This window comes from Streptomyces pseudovenezuelae, from assembly GCF_029892565.1.
In the GTDB taxonomy this organism is placed as follows: domain Bacteria; phylum Actinomycetota; class Actinomycetes; order Streptomycetales; family Streptomycetaceae; genus Streptomyces; species Streptomyces pseudovenezuelae_A.
This window is the reverse complement of sequence record NZ_JARXVH010000049.1, coordinates 1-20414: the sequence shown is the minus strand read 5'-3', so window position 1 is coordinate 20414 and position 20414 is coordinate 1. Positions and strand designations below refer to the sequence as shown.

17 protein-coding genes and 1 pseudogene are annotated in these 20414 nt (G+C 69.8%); 7 read left to right on the top strand and 11 right to left on the bottom strand.

Annotation, left to right across the window (positions count from 1 at the left end; translation table 11 throughout):
• The first annotated feature begins 759 nt into the window (after positions 1-759).
• Positions 760-1143, top strand: coding sequence for a hypothetical protein (locus tag M2283_RS50995; protein WP_280883483.1), 384 nt, complete (start codon positions 760-762; stop codon positions 1141-1143).
• 33 nt (positions 1144-1176) lie between these two features.
• On the opposite strand, the gene M2283_RS50990 is transcribed toward M2283_RS50995, so the two are convergent.
• Positions 1177-2808: an ISL3 family transposase gene (locus M2283_RS50990; protein ID WP_280883482.1), complete on the bottom strand. Its 1632-nt coding sequence runs from the start codon at positions 2806-2808 to the stop codon at positions 1177-1179.
• Between the two features lie 658 nt (positions 2809-3466).
• Between M2283_RS50990 and M2283_RS50985 the strand changes: the two genes are divergently transcribed.
• Together M2283_RS50985 and M2283_RS50980 are read left to right on the top strand one after the other, a co-directional pair.
• Positions 3467-3706 carry a hypothetical protein gene (locus tag M2283_RS50985; RefSeq protein ID WP_280883481.1) on the top strand — a complete coding sequence of 80 codons (240 nt, stop codon included), beginning with the start codon at positions 3467-3469 and terminating at the stop codon, positions 3704-3706.
• A gap of 350 nt (positions 3707-4056) precedes the next feature.
• Positions 4057-4449, top strand: a complete 393-nt coding sequence (locus M2283_RS50980; RefSeq protein WP_280883480.1) for a CU044_2847 family protein — start codon at positions 4057-4059, stop codon at positions 4447-4449.
• Here M2283_RS50980 and M2283_RS50975 read toward each other — a convergent pair.
• Positions 4390-8163: an ATP-binding protein gene (locus M2283_RS50975; protein WP_280883479.1), complete on the bottom strand. Its 3774-nt coding sequence runs from the start codon at positions 8161-8163 to the stop codon at positions 4390-4392. The two genes, M2283_RS50980 and M2283_RS50975, sit on opposite strands and share 60 nt — an antisense overlap.
• 102 nt (positions 8164-8265) lie before the next feature.
• Positions 8266-8628, bottom strand: a pseudogene (locus M2283_RS52315) (trypsin-like peptidase domain-containing protein); the annotation flags it as partial.
• On the opposite strand from M2283_RS52315, the gene M2283_RS50970 reads away from it, so the two are divergent.
• The gene (locus tag M2283_RS50970) at positions 8536-9090 is read left to right on the top strand and encodes a hypothetical protein (protein WP_280883478.1); all 555 of its coding nucleotides are present in this window, start codon (positions 8536-8538) and stop codon (positions 9088-9090) included. The pseudogene M2283_RS52315 and the gene M2283_RS50970 overlap by 93 nt on opposite strands.
• 342 nt (positions 9091-9432) lie before the next feature.
• Positions 9433-10419, top strand: a complete 987-nt coding sequence (locus M2283_RS50965; RefSeq protein WP_280883477.1) for a phosphotransferase family protein — start codon at positions 9433-9435, stop codon at positions 10417-10419.
• Here the strand turns inward: M2283_RS50965 and M2283_RS50960 are convergent.
• The 5 genes from M2283_RS50960 to M2283_RS50940 form a co-directional block, all read right to left on the bottom strand.
• A complete protein-coding gene (locus M2283_RS50960; RefSeq protein WP_280883476.1) occupies positions 10380-11672 on the bottom strand; it encodes an ATP-grasp domain-containing protein in 1293 nt (430 codons plus the stop codon). The genes M2283_RS50965 and M2283_RS50960 overlap by 40 nt on opposite strands.
• Complete coding sequence (locus M2283_RS50955; protein WP_280883475.1) at positions 11669-12820, bottom strand: glycine amidinotransferase; 1152 nt, start codon at positions 12818-12820, stop codon at positions 11669-11671. The genes M2283_RS50960 and M2283_RS50955 overlap by 4 nt, the downstream gene beginning before the upstream one ends.
• A 29-nt stretch (positions 12821-12849) precedes the next feature.
• The gene (locus M2283_RS50950; RefSeq protein WP_280883474.1) at positions 12850-13827 is read right to left on the bottom strand and encodes an aspartyl/asparaginyl beta-hydroxylase domain-containing protein; all 978 of its coding nucleotides are present in this window, start codon (positions 13825-13827) and stop codon (positions 12850-12852) included.
• Positions 13828-13841: 14 nt separating this feature from the next.
• Entirely contained in the window at positions 13842-15248 is a 1407-nt protein-coding gene (locus M2283_RS50945; RefSeq protein WP_280883473.1) for a peptide ligase PGM1-related protein, read from the bottom strand.
• A 67-nt stretch (positions 15249-15315) separates the two neighbouring features.
• Positions 15316-16485, bottom strand: a complete 1170-nt coding sequence (locus tag M2283_RS50940) for a cytochrome P450 (protein ID WP_280883472.1) — start codon at positions 16483-16485, stop codon at positions 15316-15318.
• A gap of 389 nt (positions 16486-16874) precedes the next feature.
• Between M2283_RS50940 and M2283_RS50935 the strand changes: the two genes are divergently transcribed.
• The gene (locus tag M2283_RS50935) at positions 16875-18209 is read left to right on the top strand and encodes a tetratricopeptide repeat protein (RefSeq protein WP_280883471.1); all 1335 of its coding nucleotides are present in this window, start codon (positions 16875-16877) and stop codon (positions 18207-18209) included.
• 33 nt (positions 18210-18242) lie between these two features.
• Here the strand turns inward: M2283_RS50935 and M2283_RS50930 are convergent, their stop codons facing one another.
• Together M2283_RS50930 and M2283_RS50925 are read right to left on the bottom strand one after the other, a co-directional pair.
• Positions 18243-18746, bottom strand: a complete 504-nt coding sequence (locus M2283_RS50930; protein WP_280883470.1) for a hypothetical protein — start codon at positions 18744-18746, stop codon at positions 18243-18245.
• A complete protein-coding gene (locus M2283_RS50925) occupies positions 18743-18928 on the bottom strand; it encodes a hypothetical protein (protein WP_280883469.1) in 186 nt (61 codons plus the stop codon). Before M2283_RS50925 ends, M2283_RS50930 begins: the two co-directional genes overlap by 4 nt.
• Before the next feature lie 71 nt (positions 18929-18999).
• Between M2283_RS50925 and M2283_RS52310 the strand changes: the two genes are divergently transcribed.
• Positions 19000-20093, top strand: a protein-coding gene (locus M2283_RS52310; protein WP_432423259.1) for an IS630 family transposase whose coding sequence is annotated in 2 segments (ribosomal slippage) — positions 19000-19461 and positions 19464-20093 — 1092 coding nt in all. Because the reading frame shifts where the segments join, the coding sequence is not laid out codon by codon here.
• On the opposite strand, the gene M2283_RS50910 is transcribed toward M2283_RS52310, so the two are convergent.
• Positions 20056-20343 (bottom strand): hypothetical protein, encoded by a 288-nt coding sequence (locus M2283_RS50910; protein WP_280883467.1) that lies wholly within the window; start codon positions 20341-20343, stop codon positions 20056-20058. The genes M2283_RS52310 and M2283_RS50910 overlap by 38 nt on opposite strands.
• Positions 20344-20414 lie beyond the last annotated feature (71 nt).

Here is a 20414-nt window from a genome sequence, read left to right as displayed (position 1 = left end):
GCGTGTCCGACCGGGTCATGAGACCCACCAGGGGGGCCATGTCGTGGTGGTCGACCTCAGAGGAGAGGACCAGGGTGAGCGGGGCGCCGAGCCCGTTCGTACAGGTGCCATTAGATTCTCGATGGAGCTGGCCACATGACGGCAGGGAAGGACCGCAGCAGGATCGGGGGGATGGACCGACGTGCTGGTGTACGTGCTCGACCGGATGAGGTACACCGACCGGGCGATTGGGCACCGGGCCTGGTAGATGCAGGATCTGGAGATCGCGCTGGTGTCGGTCAGACAGGAGGTCGACGCCACAACCAGCCACGGCTGGCTAAGGCTGCAGCAGCACACGGCGTTCGTCGAGTTGAAATGCCACCTGATCGGGGACCGTACACAGGGTGGGGCGCAGGCCAAGGTCGAGCACAAGCGGTGGCCAGGTGGCCGGTTGCCGCTCGGCTACCGGGCGGAGGGCCGAGGCCAACGCAGGTCCTGCCTGCTCGTGGAGATCGAGAGCCTGCCGTTCCGCAGGTCCTGTGGCAGATGGTCGTCGGGGAGACACTCAACACCCGGGATGCGCACCGGTTCCAACCCTCAAGGGGGGGCACACGCAGATGGTTGCAAGTCCGACCAGCGGTGTCCAATCGGTATCGGGCGACTCGTCGTGGAGGGACGTTTCCGGCCTGCAGCGTGGGACGGGGCGCTGTGATGGGCGGGATGGACTCGAACGGGAGCCGATCGAGCACTGCCGCTGAGCGGAAGATCACGCTTCGAGCGGTGACCATGATCATGACCGCGGTTGTTGGTCTCACGTTCTTGTTCGGCTTCGGGAACGTGTGGACCCTCGCACTGCGTCTGGGCGTACCACCATGGGTGGCTCCCCTGGTGGCCCCGGCGGTGGACTTGTCGGTCATGGGGCTGCTGCTAGGAACGCGGTATCTGGCGCTTCATGCTGCTCCGCCCGAGATGCTTCGGCCCGCCCGTCGTCTACTCGTCCTCTCCAGCTTGATGACCTTGGCACTAAACGTGGCTGATCCGCTACTGAATGATCAATTCGGGAAGGCTGCCTTCGATGCTGTTGGCCCTCTGCTGCTCATCGGGTGGGCCGAAGTTGGCCCCGGTTTGCTTCAAGCGATCAGCAATACTGTCGGCGGCGGCTGAATCCTGGCTCTTCCAAGATTTCCGTGAAGCCGGTCAGTGAGTTGCCTGGGGTGTGACTCTGTGTTGCCGACGGTCGGCGGCCACGAGCAGGACGCGCTTGCGGAGTAGGGGTAGTCCGGCTCTGCCGCCCATCTGGCGTTTGAGGAGCTTGATGTCCGTGACTCTGCCTTCGACGCAGCCCGAACTCCATTCCGTGCTCAGGCCGAGGACGACGGCGTCGAGGTCGGTGAGCAGGCCGTCGGCGAAGCCGCGGAGGCCGATGGCGGTGTCCGCTCCGGCTGCGGCGATCCATTCGGGCAGGCGGCTCGCGCTGCGGATGGCCATCATCGCGGCGAAGGTGCGGACGTGTCCGGTGGCTGCTTCGAGTTCGGGGCAGCGGGCCAGGATGTCCTTGAGTTTCTGCTGGTCGTCGTCGCCCATCCGGTCGGGGTTGCGGGTGATCCAGCCGGTGACCTTGCGGATGCCAGGAGGCCGGGTCGGGGGCGGGGCGTCGTCGGGCGTGCGGCGGAAGCGGCGGAGGTAGTCGCGGACGACGGAGTAGGAGCCGGTGAAGCCCTGCTCACAGAGTTCGGCGTGGAGTTTCACGGCACTGGTGTGGCCCTCGTTCCAACGCCGGTGGAGGTAGGGCTTGTGGGGGTCCAGGGTGCTGGGGAGGTTCTGCCAGCGGCCGGTGGCCAGTTCCTCCCAGGTGACGGCGCGGGCATAGCGGCGGACGGTGTTGCGGGACAGTTCCAGGCGGCGGGCGACGGCTCGGATGGTGAGGCCCTGGCCGATCAGGTCGTGCACGGCGGTGTGGTGCTGCTGGACCCGCTCGGCCAGCCGGCCCGCGTTGGAGAGCGGCGGGTGCAGGACTTCAGGAGGTGAGTCCGGGGCGGCGGCCGGTTCGCGAAGGCAGGAACTGTGCTTGCTGACCAGGGACTTCACGGCCTCGGCGAGGTTGTGCCAGAGGTGCCACAAGTCGGCGACCTGGACGGCGTCGGGGGCTCCGGCACGGGCGCCGTCCGCGAAGGCGCCGCCGCGGTCGCGGCAGATGATCTCCACTCCGGGGTGGTCGGTGAGCCAGGCGGCGAACGTCGCCGACTCCCGGTCGGGCAGCAGGTCGATGGGGGCGTGGGTCTCGCAGTCGACCAGCACGGTGCTGTACTTGTGGCCCTTGCGGGTGGCGAATTCATCGACCCCGAGGACCCGGGGCGTCTGTGTGTACGGATCGGCCAGGGCCATGGCCAGGCTCAGCAGAGTGGTGTCGCTGACCGGAGCCGGCAGCCGGGCCGCCAGGCGTTCACCGGCTCGGCCTGCCAGGGCCACCGCGATCGCGCCCAACAGGCCCGTGAGCTGCGGAGTCCGCCGACCGTAACGCACGGTCAGCCCATCAACCTGCTCGGCGAACGTCACTCTCGCGCAGCCCGGGTTGTCGCAGAACAGGCGCCGGATGGTCAGCGTGATGGACACCCGCCGGCCGCCGACTGCGTCGTCGGCGAGTCGGCGCTCGTAGCCGCTGTGCCGACGTCTCGACAGAATCTCGCAGTCCGGGCACGACGCCGAGATCGTCGATGCCGTACTCGCCACGATCCGTAACAGACCGCCCTCTGCCACCACTTGCTCCACCAGCACCCCGCCGAGGTGCGGAAAGACCGTCTTCAGCAACTCCTCACACTGATCGAGCATCCCGCCATCCATGACGGAGCGTCACTGGCGCACGGAAGCATGACCGGCTTCACGGAAATCTTGGAAGAGCCACGATTCACCCGTCGCCGACAGCAATACCAGTCCGGGGCGAACGCAACCGTCTACAGAAGAAGCCCAGCCACTTTCAGATGACGGGGCGCTATCGCAGAGCCAGATCGGCAAGAGTCCCCAAGAAGACACGAAGCCCCTCTTGGAAGCGGCTCTCAAGCTAGACGAGGATGCGGAGCTGCCCGACGAAGAACTTCTGGAGCGTGCTCGTGAGGAAAACATTCGGCACATGCAGGAGTACCAGAGGCCAATCTCGGCGGAAACGCTGAGGAAGCGGTTGCGGGTCGGAGCGGGCAGGTCTCGGATGCTCGTGACCGTTGTCCGTTCCGAGGAGCCCTCCCCCTCGGAGGTCGACGAGAGAAAGTCATCGGAAGGGATCGGTCGTCCACGTTCTTCCACGGTCAGTTGAGACCTAATGGCGGCCCCCAGGGGGCGGCGTCAGGGGTGGAGGGACTGGTTTGGCGGCGGTCCCGAGCGAGGCCGGGCCTGCTGGGCAGACCCGGGTACGGCTACTGAGCGTCCGACGAGGGCCTCGTCCTTGTGGAACTCTGCTTCCGACTGTTTTTGATGGCCGGAAGAAGGGGCGACAATGCTACGGGGACCTCTGTCGGCAGACTTCGAGCGCCTGCGGGCCGTGACGAACGCGTACCACCGGGGCCGGAAGTTCGAGCAGCTGCTGGAGCGGCTGTTCCAGCAGGCGCACCTCCGGGTCGACCGCGATGCGGGGATCGCGGCGCCGCGGCAGACGGACCTCGTGGCACGTTACGGCGACGTGTGGTATCTGATCGAGGCGAAGTGGCAGAACGCTCCAGCCGACGTGGACGTTTAGGATGCTGTCCGCCTGCGGCTGCAGCGGGCGGCATCGTCCCAGGTCGTCGGTGTGATCGTCAGTGTTTCGGGGTTCACCGACACTGTGATCGAAGAGGCGGCGAAGTGCCGAGGACAGGAGCTCGTGCTCCTTCTCGGTGAGGAGGAGCTGACCGAGGTGCTTGCAGCGCCCGCGTCCGTGGCGGGGCTGCTTCACCGCAAGCGGGATCACCTCGTCACCCACGGCCGCGTGCACCTGGCTGCCGGCGCCAAGCCCCGACGGCGCAGACGGTGCCCCTCCAGCGACCTGCCCGCCTTAGAAGGGGGATGAAGGGTTGACGACTGGAGGGGGGCCCAGTGACAGTGAGCCTGGTGAAGGAGCTTGTGGAGTTCGCGTTGGATGACGACAGCGGCTCGGTGTACGTCGAAGTGGAGTCGTCGGGGTCGTCCGACACCTACACGCGCGTGTCGGCGCAGCCAGGTGAGACTGCAGGCCGGGCAGCAGTTACGTTCCAGCGGGCGCTGGACCCGTTGCGTCCGGCTGTCGGCGCCGTTCTGGAGAAACTGACCAACCTGGCGGTGCCGCCGGAAGAGGTGCAGCTTGAGTTCAGCGTGAAGCTGACCGGCAAGGCGGGTGCCGTGTTCGCCGCGTCGTCAGCGGAGGGGCAGTTCAAGGTGGCGGTCACCTGGCGGCGGAACCTGCGGTCACCAGTCGCCGGTGAGTCGGAGGATCCCGGAGCGGCAGATGGCGACGAGAGTGCCTGACAGCGTCCAGCGGAGCCCGTCCACCGCGGAGCCGAGGTACGTGGACAGGACCAGGTCCGCTGTACCGCCTCGATGTTGCCGCCAGATCCGGACAAGGCCGTTGCGGTCGCCGGCAGCGCCGAGGATATGGCCGTCGGGTCGTGCGACGACGGCGAGTTCGGATCTGAACTCCAGCTGTGCCGGCCAGGGTTCGCTCACCGGGGCGAGCCGTTCCCCGAGACTCTCGTAGACGCGGAGTTCCCCCACGAAGTCGGTCTCCGCGTAGGTGAGGACGAGCTCTGCGGCGCCGCCTCCGAGACCGAACGGGGGCATCGTGGCGAATGCTTCGACGTTCGAGACAGTGTCCAGCACGGGCAGTTCACCACTGCCCGACAGTCCCCAGAGGACCAGGGTGTGCCCACTCAGTCCCAGAAGCCGGACATGCCCTTTCTCGTTGGCGTAGAACGTCAGCTGATGAATGGCGAAGGGGGTGGCCGAAGGCGGTACCAGCTCAGTCGGCTGGGGAGGGACGGCTTCAGATCGTGTGCCGCGTGCCAACGTCGCTATCTCCTCGGCATCGTGGCGGCTTCGGCGACGCGGGATGCCCAGGCCGCGCCGACGGCCTTGGGGGTTGAGGGACCACAGGCACACCAAGCCGTTCGCGTCGCCAGCCGCGATCAACACGTTGCCGTCAGTGGTCTCCGTGATGGCCAGGGGGCCGTTGACCTGGTGCGACGTGTCGCGACTTAGACCCGTGGTGTTCAATGTGACCCAGGTGAATTGGGACAGGCCGTTCTCCCCCGCCCGCCACACCTGCAGCATCCGGGAGTCAAGTCTGCCCACTACCAGAACGCCCGGGGTGGCCGCATAGGCCACGGCCAGGAGCCGGCCATAGCCCAGCAACACGGGGTGGGGCGCCTCGGACGCGAGGGCGAAAAGTGAGTCCTCGGTGACCAGCAGGACGGTGAAGGGGCGGTCGCTGCTCTCCGTCAGGGCGACCACTTGCTCGTCGCCCACGGAGAGCATCGCGAGCGGGTAGAGCGGGGCGCCGATGGGGTCGGGCGGAAGCATGGGCTCGGGAGGGAGAAAGCCAACCTTCCAGAGCCGCACCTCCGCGCCGCTGCTAGCGGCGAGTAAGCCCGCTCCGGCGTGCGAAAGCAGCACGAGGTCGCCTGTCGGGTCCACGCCGAGGGCCAGATTCTTGACACCTGACTCATGTCCGACCCTGGGCATGCCGATCGGAGTGAGTGCCTCGCCCACCTCCCAGGTCGAGAGCATGCCGCCGGAGTCACCGAAGGCGGCGATGCTGCGGCCGTCCGCCAGCACGATTCCTGTGGCGGCGGTGACGGGCTGGTCCAGGAGGGGGACGGGGAGCGCCGACAGGCCGTCGGGGGTGACTTCGGACAGGGTCACGGTGTCTCCCGAGGCCGCGAAAAGGAGCAGCGTGCCGTCCGGGCGGGTCAGGAACCGCACCACTTCCGGGTTGAAGGCGTGGCCCGCGAGTGGTGTTCCGCAGCTGACCAGCCGGTCCGCGGCGACCCGGGCCAGCTGGACCCGGACGGTGCTCTCGCCCTCCACGGTCACGGTCTCGAACCAGGCGACGTGGACCACCCCGTTCGGGTTGGCGATGGTGACGCTGTTCGTTCGCAGGGGCTCCAGATCCTCCGCGGCGACGCGATCGAGCAGGCGCGGATTGTCGCCACTCATGTCGACCAGATGGATCACGCCGTTGGCCGCGGCGACGCCGAGCAGCCTGCCGTCGGCGTCCACGGCGAGCCCCGCGGCCCCGAGCATCGTGAATCCCATGCCCTCCAGGGTCAGTTCGCCCAGCAGCTGTACGCCGGCTGTGAGCGACCAGTGCTGGAGTACGCCCTCTCCGGTCAGGGAGAGGGCGGTCTCGCTGCCGTCGTCGTGCACGTGGATGGCATGCGCATGGAAGATGTCGTGGCGGGGACCGTCTTCCGGTATGCCGTCGTCGCGTTGCAGCAGATAGCCATGCGTGCGCCACAGCTCGCCCGAGAACCACGCGGCAGGGTTTCCCTCCGGGTCGAACCAAAGGGCCGTCGAGTAGGTCTCGGAGAGCTGGGCAACCGTCTGCTCGGCGCCCTCAGGGTCCCACCGCACGGGCCATCCCGACCAGGTCGGTGAGAAGTGTGCCTCGGCCTGCTCTGCCAGGTCCGGAAAGCCGGTCTGGCGAGCCACCAGTGCCAGGACGGCCGCCCGTCCGGAGTGGTCCCCATCGGCGAATTGGTGGCTGGCGCGCCGGTACACGAACGCGGCCGCCCGCGCCGCCCCGGAGGTGACGTGTCCGAGGTGCGGCAGCAGGCGCTCGGGGGGCGCGGTGACGAGGTAGCGGACGTCCTGCACCAGGTCGTCGAGGCATCCGGCGGCCACCGCGTGGACGGCCATGTTCACCCGCAGGTACTCCTCCGCCCTCTCCCAACGCAATGTTCCGTCCGGGTAGGCCGGCACCTGCTCAAGCAGGGCCCGGTACACCAGGCGGTGGCCGTTTCGGCTGGGGAAACGTTCGCCGTATTGCACGCGGAAGGTGTCGTCCAGAGCCTGGTGGAACAGCCGGTAGGCGGGTGGCTCGACAGTCGTCTGCTCAACGAGATAGCTCCCGGCGGAGGCGATCATCCGGGCAAGGTCGGCCGGAGCGTGCCGGGCCGAGGTCAGGGCCTCGGCGACGGAGAGCCACAGTTGTCCCTCGCCGAAGCCGGGGTGCTCGGCGAAGGCCACGGCGGTCAACAGGTCCCGTACGGTCTCGGCGCGGTCACCGAAGCGGATGTTCAGGTAGCCGTCGACCGCTTCGCCAAGGTTGGTGGGCAGCAGTGCTTCCCAGGAGGCGTCTCCGCCGTCCGCCGCGGCCAACGCGGCAGCGCTTGCCAGCTGGGCGATCAGGAAGTTCCCGTTTGCGTGGACGGAGATTGAGCGGGCCAGCCCGTTTCGCCCCGTCTCGCCGAGCCGCCGCGCTACGAACGCCTCGACATCGGCGAGTTCCAGATATCCGAGACCGGTGCGCGAGTCGCGCACGGTGCTGTCCAGATCGATGACCAACCGATTGGCCAACCGGGCGAACAGGGCGCCCGCCGACGCGCCACGAGCGCCCTGCCGGGTGCCGACCAATACGCGGAATCCGTGCCGTGCGGGGTCCGCCGCGATCCTGCCGAGCAGTGACACGATACGCGTGGAGTGGTCCCCTGCCGCCTCGTCGAGCGCGTCCAGCAGCACGGTGAAGGGGGTGCCGCGGCGGTGCAGCTGCTGGAGCAGTTCGACTGGGTCCTGCGCCTCGACCCCGGCGGCGGCAGCGACCTGCTGGACGACTTCTTCCAGAGTCCTGCCCCGGGCGTGGACGGCGACGTCGATGCAGCCCGGGCGGGGGAGCGGCACGGCGCGTTCGGGCTGCTGCGCGTGGACGAGCTGCCGGGTCAGGGGGTCTGCCAGCAGGGCCGTGCGCGCGAGGACGGCACTCTTGCCGCTTCCGGGGCTGCCCGTGACGACACGGATTCTGCGGTCGGACGCGGGCGGCGCGTTGAGCCACTCGGCCAGCTCGGACAGCGCCCGCGTGCGACCGGTGAAGTAGCCGGTCTCTGGGGCCGCAGCGGGCTCGTACGGGTCCATGCCCCGCGCCCGCGGCAGCCAGTGGCTGTCGAAAGAGTCGTCGAGATCGAGCCGGAAGCCGGTCCTGGTCCGCAACGGAGGCCAGAGGCGAACGACCTCGTCCAGCGGGATCATATGGGCAACTCGAAGAGCGGGATCATTTTCACGGGCGACCACCAGCCCTACGACCGCTTCGAGCGTCTCGTCCCACACCGGTGCACCGGAAAATCCGTGATCCACTGGGAATCCGGTAGTACCGGGATCGTTCAGCTGCACCCAGTGCGGTCCGGCCCGTCCGCCGAGCCGTCCACTCGCCTCAGCCGGGAAGTCCCGCCCGCCCGGAAAGCCCTGGATCACATACGGGTGGCCCGCCGTGGCCGTCGGGGCACGCAGGGGCGCCGGCGTTCCAGTCACCGGTCGGTCCAGCCTGAGTACCGCCACATCGCCGGCACCGTCCGCCGCCAGAGGGACCCAGACCTCCACCCGTCCAATTGCCGACTCGCCCACATGCGGAAGCGAAATAGCCACCGCTCCGGACGGCGGGTCCGCAAGCCGGGCATCGATGGCAAGCGCCGCCCCGACTACGTGAGCACAAGTCATCACGAGGTCTCGGTCGAAGAGCACACCCGCGCCGTGCACAGCCGGGCCGCCTACGCGGGCGAGCCAGGGAGGACGTTCCCGGAAAACAGTCCTCACCGCGCCTCCCCCGACGTCCCCCATGGAACGGTCATTATCTCGAAAATCGAGCTGACTGGAACAGGTCGCGCAACGGCCGGTGAAACGGGCCTTTCGGCGCAACTCAGCGTACGTAGCGAGCCCGTGCGGCGTAGATGTGGCGGTGTGGTCTTGACCCTTCCGATCGAGCCGATGCTCGCCGAATCCCAACGGGAACTGCCGCCCGACAGTGCACTACCCGGCGATCTTTCGTTCGAGCAGAAGCCCGACGGCTTCAGGGCTGTTGTCTTCCCACGCGCCGACCTGGTCCGGATGCAGTCCCGTCGAGGCACGGATCTGACCCCCAGCCTTTCCGGACATCACCCAGGCCGCGGCGCAGCTCGATGAGGACCTGGTTCTGGACGGCGAGCTCGTCGTGCCCCACCAAGGTCGCCTGCATTTCAGCGAGTTGCAGCGCCGCGCGCGCCGCCGTGGCCGCAGTGCCGCCCAGGCCGCCGACCGGTCCGCCAGCGCCGCCCTGAACGCTTACGAGCACGCCGGACCCATCGAAGACGGCCTCCCCTGCGTCTACTGGCACAACCACGGCGTTATGCGGTCTGTCAACCTGTTTCAACGCCCAGGTGTCTCACGGCGAAGCTACTCACTGGCAGCGTGACGGCACGGCTAGCATCAACCTCAGCACGGCCCAGGGCGGTTCAGGTTGCCCACGGACAAGTTCGGAGGCGTCAGATGGAATTCCGGCCGATCAACCGCGCTTCCGGCACGTTCCAGCAGTCGGTGACCGCCGACGAGATTCAGCAGGTCTTCCGCCGCGTCTTCGGCGCCGGTGCACGGGTCACCGCCGCCGTCGAGCTGGGCGCGGGCATGTACAACAACGTCTATCGCGTAACGGTGGCCGGACAGGGGCCGCCCGTGATCCTCCGGGTCGCCCCGGAGCCCGCCCGGCAGTTCCGGTCCGAGCGGCAGCTGATGCGCAACGAGTACGCATCCGTGCCCTACCTCGCGGTGATTGCGCCGCTAATGCCGCAGGTGATCGCGGCGGACTGGTCGCACGAGGTGATCGGCCGGGACTGGATGGTGCAGAGTCTCCTCGACGGAGTCCCGGCTCCCGAGCGCCTCGGCGACTATCCCCGTACGGCCTGGCCGGCGTTCTTCCGGCAGCTGGGCAGCATCGCCCGGTCCGTGCACGATGTGGGCGGACCGCACTTCGGACCCGTCGACGGCCCGGGGTACGCCACCTGGAGCGAGGCGGTGATCACTTCGCTGGAGGAGATCGCCGCCGATCTGGACAACGCCGGCCTGGACGCTGCCGATGTGCGGAAGGTCGCCGCGGTGGCCGCGCACGAGAGCGCCGTGCTCGACGAGGTCGCCGAACCCAGGCTGCTGACCGGGGACCTGTGGACCGTCAACGCCCTGCTGGACCCGGCGGCCCCCGAGCCGGTGATCACCGGCGTGCTGGATTTCGATCGCTGCCTGTTCGGTGATCCGGCAGCCGACTGGACCATCCGTATGGTGACGGCCAAGGAGGACGAGCGGACCGCGTTCTGGGAGCCGTACGGCGCCCTGGACCACTCGCCCGCAGCGGTGTGGCGGGCGCGGGTCTACGAGGCCCGGCACCTGGGCGCGATCCGCCTGGAGCGCCACCGGCTGGCCAAGACGTACGCGGTCCGCGAGAGCTACGGCGCGATGGCCGAGGTTCTTGCCGGCCTGACCTGACCGGTGTTCTCCGGGGCCGGCTCGACGCGGATGCGGACCCGGCGCAGGAGCGCGTCGGCCCGCCCCTCGACCTCGGCGGCATCCGGGCCGGTGACCACGAACGACCCCAACCGGTGCCCGTTGGCGCCCGGCTCGTCGACCGTGCCGCCGATCGCAGCCCGCCAGCGGACGAACGGCACGCCCGGCCCCGTCTTCGGGAACCCGCACAGAGACGTCAGCCGTCCGGCGCGCGGGCTGGTTACGAACCGCACGGTGGCGTATCCGCAGGCGGTGGGGTCGAGCGCGGCCGGGCGGGCGAGGGCGACGTCGAGCAGCGCCGCCCAGACGTCGATGCCCAGGGCGTGCTGGATCAGGACCCCGATCTGCCCGGCGGCGAGGCGGGCGCCGATCTCAATGACTGCGCACCGTCCGTCCCCTCCGACGATGACCTCGGTGTGCGAGGCGCTGTGACGGATACCGGCCGCCCGGATCGCGGCTTCCACCTCCTGGTACACGGCCGCCTCCACGGCCGGGGGCAGGGAGACGGGCAGGCTGTGCCCTGTCTCCACCCTCTTCGGACCGCCGGTCACCTGCTTGCGGGTCACGGCGAGGTGCGTCGTGGCGCCGTCCTGCGTGAGGGACTCGACGCTGTACTCCGTCCCGGCGGCGTACGCCTGGACCAGGACGCGCGGGTTGCCGCCAACGTCGTACATGCCGACCGCCGCCCGGGCGGCGTCGGCGGCCGCAGCCGCACCAGCCGAGCCGCTCACCACCGTGACGCCAGCGGAACCCGCCCCGGACAGCGGCTTGATGACGCACGGGAAACCGACCCGCGGGTCCGCCAGCGCAGACCGCAGCCCGGCCTTGTCCCGGACAAGGACCGTGTACGGGGCGCGCACCCCGGCCGCCGCGAACGCCTCGGCCATGGCGGCCTTGTCCCGGGCCGCCCGCGCCCGGCCCGGGTCGTTGCCGGGCACCCCCAGCTCGGCGCAGAGGCGCGCGGCGAGCTCGGTCAGGTACTCGTTAACGGTCAGCACTGCGCCGACGCCGCGGCGGCGGGCGTACGAGGCGATCTCGTCGAGGGCCCGGTCGGGCCGGGCGAAGTCGGTGACGACCCGCCCGGCCAGCAGACCCTTCAACTCCGGCCCGTAGTCCGCATACCCCGCGGCGGTGGTCGCGGCGTGGACCTGGTGTCCCCGGGCGGCGGCCGCCGCGGCGAGGAGACCCGCCTCGGGGCCGGCCCCGTCCAGCAGCAGCACGCCCGGGAGGGTCACGACAGGTAGTCGTCGAAGCCGCCGGTGCGGCGGGTGTCCAGGGTGAAGCAGTGGAACCCGCCCCCGAACAGCCTCCTGTGCCGGTGGCGTACGGGCACCACGTCGAAGCCCTCGGTCTCCAGCAGCTTGGCCAGGCCGGTGCACTCCTCGTTGACCAGCACCGTGTGCTCGTCGACCGAGAGCACGTTGAGGTCGATGTAGGGGCTGGTGAGGACCAGGTCCTCGTAGTCGTCGTAGACCGGGAACGTGCCTGGGTCCGGCTCCGGCGGCACGATGTAGCGCCACGAGCGCAGCGGTTCGGGCATCAGGTCCCGGATGCCGTCGTGCCGGGCCAGGAACACCCCGGGGCGCAGGGCGAGCACCATGCTGTCGATGTGGTTGTCCGCCATCCGCCACACCTGGTGCACGCGGTACTCATGGCCGAGGTGCCTCTCCAGCCACTCCGCGCCCCGGGCGTGGTTCTCCTGCGCGACGTTGACGACCAGGTCGCGGCCCAGCCGCAGCACCTGCGCGCCGTCCAGCATCATCTCCACGCCGACGTCGTACGGGCTCGGCCGCGGGTCGTCGATGGCCTCCGTCGGCCCGCCCAGGGTGGTCGCGGTGTCCCGCGCGTACGACAGGTCGAAGCTGTTGTCGGTGAGGGTGGGGCGGGGCATCGTCGTCCACCGTGCGCCGGCCTCCCAGTAGGCGGTGAAGACGGGGGCGAGCAGGCGGGTCTCCAGGTAGCGGGAGCGGATCGCGGGCGGCGTCTCGATGATCTCGTCGCCAAGAATCAGCGTGTTGTCGCGGATGTTCAGCGCCGGGGTCGGGGCGGCCGCCCAGCCCAGGCCCGCGATCGGGGCCGCGTCCGCGGGAAGAGGCAACGGCCGGTGCACGGCGACCCCGAGCCCGGCGAGCGTGGCCGCCAGGGCCTCCACGTCCTCGTGCAGCTCCTGCGCGTACCGCGCCTTGATGGTCCAGCTCTCCCGGTGGCCGGCCGCGGCCCGGGTCAGGCGCGGATAGGCCCAGTCCGACCGGAAGCCCTTCAGGTTCTCGTGATGGAACAGCTCGAACGAGACGTCGCGGTCGTGTCCCACGTAGTTGGCGGCGGACCCGACGATGACCTCCTTGAGCGGGGTGAAGTCGTCGTGACTGTTCAGGCGGGGCATCGGTGTTCCTCTCGGGCGGGCGGAGCAGGTCAGGGAGTACGGGGGGCTGCGGTCACGTGCCGGTCGGCGAGCACGCGGCCACGGCGGACCCGCAGAGTCAGGCCGGTGCCGTCGCTGTCCGGCTGGAGAGTGCGCTGCTCGCTCCAGCCGGAGAACCGGAACTCGCTGTCGTCGACCGAGACGAGGGCGAAGGCGCGCCCGGCGATCGTCAACGCGAGGACGTCGTCGGCGCCGCGGTCGATGCGAGCGGGGATGAGGGAGCCGTCCAGCGGGGTCGCCGCATCGAAGTCCGCGAACCCGGACGGCAGCAGCGCCTCGTACGGCAGCCCGGCGGGCCAGGCGGGAGCCTGGGCAGGGGCGGTGTGATTGAGGAGGACCTCGCCACGGGTGAGAAGGTCTTGCCAGGAGTCCGGGAACCAGGCCGCGAGTTCGACGGTGAGCAGGGCGTCGACCACGACGTGGACCCGGGTCACCGTCTGGCTGGTGTTGCGCACCAGGTGCTCGCGGGAGAAATCGCCGTACCAGCAGGTGCCCGGCTGCCAGCAGTGTTCGACGTCGTCCAGGACCAGCACGGCGCCCGGGTCGGTGACGACGGGGATGTGTAGGCGCACGATGCCGCGGTCCAGGCGGTACTTGGGGTCGCAATGCGGGTTCGAGACAGCGCCGGGCCCCAGCGCCATCAGCCGCACCGCGTTCAGCGGGGCTGGGATGGAATCCAGGACCTCCGCGAGGTAGGGCAGTTGGTCGAGCCAGCGCGTCGCCTTGAACGGCTCCGGTCCGGGGCCGCCCGGGTCGGTGCGCTCCGGATCACCGCCGAGACTCCGCAGGGGCAGGACCCGCCAGTCGATCGCGGCGGGCTGGCCGACCTGGCCGCCGTAGGTATGGGTGCGCTGCACGTTCCAGGTGTGGGCGGTGACGGCCGCGAGTTCGGCGGCCAGCCGGCCGGAGTCGAAGGTGGGGCGGAGCTGGGCGGCCTCGGCCGCCGCGGTGCGCGAGGTGGTGGTCATGGGTGGGCTCCCGGTCAGGAGGAGAACGAAATGGCGCCGGTGCCGATGTGCTGGCTGGCGTCGTAGGTGCCGGCGGGCACGTTCGCGAACCGCGCGTCGAGCCGGGCGAACGCGCCCGCGTGGCCCTCGGCGGGGTTGTAGGCGAGGCAGAACACGAACTGCACCGGCTCCCCGGGGACCAGGGGGATGGCGGGCATCGACACGATCACCCCGGTCCGGGTGGCCGGGTCGTACGCCAGACCCAGCTCGTCGAGCGCGGCCAGGAAGGCGGTGAAGGAGGGCACTGCCCAGGTCGGCGGGACGTGGTACTCGACCACCTGCCGGGCCGGTTCGGCGGCGACGTCGACGATGCCGTGGGCGATCGACTGGTAGATGTGCAGGCTTCCAGAGACCTGGGCGTTGACCTCTGTGAACACCACGGCCCCGTCGGGCAGGACCAGGGCGTCCGCGCTCAGGTGCCCGCGGTAGCCGAACGCTCGGTACGCGTCAGCCAGTCGGGTGCCGCCGTCCAGAAGTGCCGTCCGTACCGGCTCGGTGACGCCGTCGAGCGGCACGACCTGGTGGCTCAGGCGTCGTCCGACGTAGAGCAGGCGGCCCGTCTCGGTGGGCCGGGTGCCCGCGTCGGAGGCGTAGTGCTCGGAGTACACCGCGGCGGCGCCCGGCGCGAACTCCTCGACGACGACCGGCCACCGGCCCTCGCCGCTCGCCCACGGCCACCGCTCGGCCCAGTACGCGGCAATGCCGTCCGGGCCCGGGGCCAGGTGGTGCAGGTGTCGAGCCCCGACATGGTCCACGGCCATCTGCGCATCGCGTACGAGCAGCTGGTTGCCGACACCGGCCCCGTTGTGGGCCTGCTTGACCACGACGGCCCCGGATTCGGAGTCCTTCAGCAGTGCGCTGGTCGCTTGGGTCGCTTCGGCGAGGCTGCGGCAGATCCGGCCCGGCAGGATCGGCACCCCGGCCGCCGCCGCCAGGGCTCGGAAGTTCGCCTTGTTGTTCCCGATCTCCCCGCCGCCCTGCCCGAAGAAGAGTGCGCCAGGGAAACGGTCGGCCACGTCCAGAGCGTCGGCGAGCCGGGCTACGGCGGCCGACGGCCACAGCGCGAACACCTCCGTGACCGTGTCGGCCCCGGCCGGGTCGAGCGCGGCCCGCACCTGCTCCACGAACGCGGGCACGGTCAGAGAGGCGGGGTCGAGCAGCCGGTCGCCCCACGCTCCGGCTGGGGCGGCCAGCACAGTCAACTCCTCGCGCTTCACGCCGGTATGGGCCAGGGCGTAGTCGACGAACGCCGTGTCCGGCTCGCAGCACAGGATGAGCAGGTCACCGGGGCGGGCGAACCACAGCAGGCGCTGCGTCCAGGCCCGCATGTCGTGGCGCTCGCGGATGGAGGGATCGATGTGGTTGCCGATGAGGATGCGCACTGCGGACTCCTGAAGACGTGGGTGATGGCCCCCGGCGGCGTTGCGCGACAACGGGCCGGAGAAGGGATCAGCCGAGGAGGGTGGCGGGCAGCGTGTCGAAGGCCCGCATGGTCGCCGTGCGTCGCCGTACGCCGTCGCCGGCGGGAGCCAGCCGGGCCGGGTGGCCGTTGAGGGCCGTGACCAGGGCGTGTAGCCCTGTCTGGGCGACGGTCGTCCCGATGCAGGAGTGGGGCCCCCACCCGTAGCCGAGGTGCCGGTTCGGGGTACGGTCCAGCACCAGCTCGTCCGCCCGTGCGAAGGCGGCCGGGTCGCGGTTGGCCGCCGCGAACAGGGGGACGACCTTCTGCCCCGGAGCGATGTCGACGCCGCCGATCCGGCACGAGCGCACCGCCGTGCGCGTGGTGCCCTGCACCGGCCCGTCGAAGCGCACCAGCTCATCCGCGCCCGTGGCCAGCAGTGCCCGGTCCCGCAACTGGTGCAGGGCCTCCGGGTGGGCGAGGAGTGTGTGCACGGCATTGCCGACGGCGGCCGCCATCGTGCTGTAGCCGCCCTGGAACATCACCCGCGCCGTGTTCTTCACGTACAGCCGGGTGAGCGCGTCGGCGTCGGGCGCCGTAGCCTGCCGTACCCGGGCGAGCAGACCGGGCCGGGCCGAGGCCGCGAACCAGGAATCGACCAGGTCGCTCAGCTGCTGGCGGGCGATCCGTCCCGGCTCCATGAGCGAGGGGTTGAGGCCGCCGTCCATGCTCCGCATGATCGCGTCCGACACCGCCGCGAACTCCCCGTACGGCGGGGGCTCGACACCCAGCAGATCCGCCACGACCGCCACGGACAGCGGCACCGCGATCTCGGCCATCACATCGAACGCGCCAGCACCGGCCAGCTGGTCGAGCCGTTCGCGCACCAGGAGGCGGGCACGGTCTTCGAGCCCGGTCAGGTCCTGGGCCCGCAGCGCGGTCATGAACAGGGACCGGACCCGGCTCTGCTGCGGAGGGTCGAGCGTCTGCACGCTCAAGGACGGCTCGGGCACCATGCCGCCGGTGCGCCGGGGGTCGCGCGCGAACGTCGCGTGGTCGCGCAGCACGCGCACGCTGTCCGCGTACCGGGTCAGCGCCCACGAGCCCATGCCCTCGTGCCAGAACACCGGCTCAGACAGCCGCAGTTCCGCGAGAGCCGGGTACGGGTCGCGCAGGATCTCGGGGTCCAGGGGGTCGTAACGGTCGATCACAGATGGCATCGCGAGTCCTTCCAGAGCGGGGCGGGCCCACCGTGGAGGGCCCGCCCCTGTACCTCTCGGGTTCAGTGGTCGTACGACATCGCTGGCCTCCTCTCGTCCGGCTGCGTCGCGCCAGCTGCGGCAGCGCCGGTGGCTGCTCGCCACCGGCTCCGCCGGGCTTGGGGCCACACGCACCGACACGGGTGGCCCACCCAGTCCTCTCGGGTGAAAGGCTCCGGGACCCGACGGCCGTGCTCTGCCGAGAGCCGGAGCCGCCTTTGACCAACTTCACGTTGGAGAAACCGAGTTCGGGGCGGACGATGTTCAGTCAAGCGCCGGGTGCGGAACCCCGGCAGGGGGAAGGATGTAGTCCTGCGTAGGCCCGCGTAGTCCAGGGTTGGGGTGACGAGATGACGGGTAGGCCGCACGCCCAGGCCATCGCGAACCTGATCCGCACGGCCTGCGAGGAACGTGGCTGGGGCCCCACTGACCTGGCGCGAGCCGTCGGCAAGGAAGAGGGCAGCGGGCCCGGCCGCATAGGCCGCCAGTACGCCCGCAAATGGATGACCGGCGAACGCACGCCCGACTACTGGTGGCCCCACGTCGCCCGTGTCCTCGATCTCGACCCGGAAGCGACCGCCATCCGGCAATCCGCCGCACCAGCACCGACCCACGCCGATACCGTGGCCTCAGTCATTGAGTTGGGAAGGAACGACCTCGACGTGGACCGCCGGAACTTCCTCACCGCGTCCAGCGGCTACGCTCTCGCGGCCCTCGGCCTGCCCGACCCCGAAAGCATCACCCGCCGCGTCACCGGAACGTCGGCCAGCACCGTACGGGTCGGCCGGGGCGAGGTCGAAGCCATCAAGGTCATGGTCAAGACTCTCGGTGACTCCGCCTCCGAACTCGGTGGCGGCCACGCCCGCCACCTCGCCGTGCGGTACCTCACCGAGGACGTCGCACCTTGGCTGAACGGCAGATACACCGAGGCCACCGGTAGGGAACTGTTCGCCGCCACTTCCCAGCTCACTCACCTCGCCGGCTGGATGGCCCAAGACGAAGGCGACACCCCCGAGCTCCAGGGCGTCGCCCAGGGCTACTACGCCCACGCTTACCGGCTCGCCGACGAAGCCGGCGACCCCGAACTCGCCGGCACCGCCCTCCGCGGGCTTGCCGTCCAGTGCATCGATCTCGGCTACCGCGCCGAAGCCGTCCAGCTCAGCGAAGCCTGCGTGAACTACGGCCGGGCTCTACAGAACCCGCGCGCCGTGGCCTACTACAACGCGACTCTCGCCAACGCAGCCGCCCAGGACGACGACCGCACCCTTGCCACCCAACACCTCGCCCTCGCCGAGAGCGCCATCGGGAAACCCTCCACCGGATCGGGAGACTCATGGGCAGCCCACTACTCGCCCGGCCGCTGGGCCCACGAGACCGGGATGATCCACACCCGCCTCGGTGACCTCACCGCCGCTGAAGAGCACCTACACCTTGCCCTCGACATCCATGGCCTCGACCGTCGCCGCACCCGCGCCATCGTCCTGGCCGACCTCGGCGGCGTACGTCTGCGCCAAGGCAACGTCGACGGCGCCATGTCGACCTGGTCCGACTTCCTCGACTGCGCCGAGGGGGTCCGTTCCGTTAAGGTCCGCAGCGCCATTCGGGACATGCGCGTACGCCTACGCCGCTTCCCGGACATGGCCGAAGCCCAAGAACTCAGGACACGAGCCGCAGCCCTCACATGAGGCCCGCCCCACACTGCGAAAGGCAGCGCAACCTCACTCAGCGGACTGGCCTGATGGTGGATGAAGGGGAGTGATCTTCGCCCCGCCCTGCCTGAGCTGCTCGACCAAGCGAGCATTCTGCGCCTCAAGGTCGGCGTTGCGCAGTGCGAGAAGCTGTATCTGGTTGGCGTAGGTAGCGACGGTGTCCTTCAACTCGCGGACCTCAGAGGCGTATTCGCGGCGAAGCTCACGCTCTGCCTTCCTCAGCCGGGATACCTCCGCTCGCAGCTCCTCCGGTTCCGGGCGGCGGGTCTGCGGCGCCTCCAGGATCTCCTTCACCGCCTGTGCCACCGGCGAGCGGTAGTAGGAGGCGCGGGACACACCGGCCTCGGTGCACAGATTCACAGCCGTGATCTTGCCGTCGGTGAGCTCGGGCAGCCCATACATCAGCCGCTCGAACGCTTCCATCAGCGCCCGGTCGATGTCAGTTGGCGCTCTGTCACTGGTCGAGAGCCGGTCGAAGGTGTGCCGGATGCGCAGCCGTGTCTCGTCGTTCACGCCGACCTCGCGCCTTCCTTGGTGCCGTCCGTGGTGATGCCCTCGATGAGTTCGTCGAGTTCGGTGGCGTAGTCGGTCAGGGCGATCACCTGCAGCCGGGGCAGAGTCTCGCGTTCCTTCTTGGGCATGCCGAGCACCGACAGTGTCTGGTCCCGTGCCGTGGTGAGCCGGGGCAAGTGCACCGCCGACCGGTGGGCGTTACTGATCTCTTCGGGTTGTTGTCGGGTGCTGATCCCTGCGGTAGGCCGGTGGTATGCGGTACGCGCAGGGCGGCGGATTGACCGCCGAGCGGCGAGAGTTTCGTGAGCGGATCCGGTACGAGGCGGGTGAGCGGTTCGCCCGCGGCGAGAAGAGCTCGGTGATCGCGAGGGATCTGCGGGTGAGTGAGCGGTCGGTGGAACGCTGGCGGCGAGCCTGGCGGGAAGGCGGGATGGATGCCCTCGCCACCGCGGGGCCGCCGAAACTGTCCAAGCTGTCTGACGACCAGTTCGCCGAGTTGGAGAAGGAGTTGGCCCTCGGCCCCGCCGAGCACGGCTGGGAGGACCAGCGGTGGACCCTGGCCCGGATCAGAGTCCTGATCGCCTTCAGGTTCCGGATCGACTGCTCGATGGCGGCGGTATGGCGGCTGCTGCACCGCCACGGCTGGTCCTGGCAGTCTCCCGCCCGCCGGGCCATGGAACGCGACGAGGGCGCGGTGGGCTTGTGGAAGAAGGACGTGTGGCCGCAGGCGGAATGACTGCGGCGGCGCTGGGGGCCTTTGTCGTCTTCGAGGACGAGGCCGGGTTCTCGATGACGCCGCCACGGGCCCGCACCTGGGCCCGGCGTGGGCAGACGCCGGTGGTGCGGGTGCGGGGCCGGTCCTGGCGCCGCTGGTCGATCGCGGCCATGTGCTGTTACCGGCCGGGCGAGGCGTCCCGGCTGATCTACCGGACGCGCCGCCACCGCAAGCACAAGGGCACCGGACGCGACAGCTTCTCCTGGCGTGACTACCGCGACCTGGTCGTCCGCGCCCACATCCAGCTCGGCGCCCCCATCGTCTTGATCTGGGACAATCTCAACGTCCACCGGGCGGCCGGGATGCGTGAGTACGCGGCCGCACATGACTGGCTCACCGTCGTGCAACTGCCCTCCTATGCACCGGACTTGAACCCGGTGGAGGGCATCTGGTCGCTGTTACGGCGCGGCCCGTTGGCCAACACCGCCTTCACCGACGACGAGCATCTCGAACGCACCCTGCGCCGGGGCCTGCGTCATATCCAGCTCCGGCCCGACCTCATCGACGGCTGCCTCGCCGGCACCGGACTCACCCTCACCCACCACCCGACAACAACCCGACGAACTCAGTAGGACAGTGCAGACACATGTTGTGGAGCGGCAAGGGGCGGCCGAGGGCCTTGGCGCGCTTGCGGCAGATGGCGGTGGCGGCCTGGTAGAAGCAGTCGTTCAGCACCCCGGGGTGCAGCGTCTTGGTCAGGTGCTGCAGCATCGTCCTCAGCCGGGCGGACGACGAGACCACACCGGGCAGATCCCCGAGCTCGCGGCGGATCCGCTCGAACTCCGCCGAGATCCGCTCAGAGCCTGTTCCTGAGCCTGACATGCCAACGCGACTGGCCTCCTTGTCCCACGCGGTTATTGGACCGCCGTCGGGTCGCGGGCCGGCATGCTTCC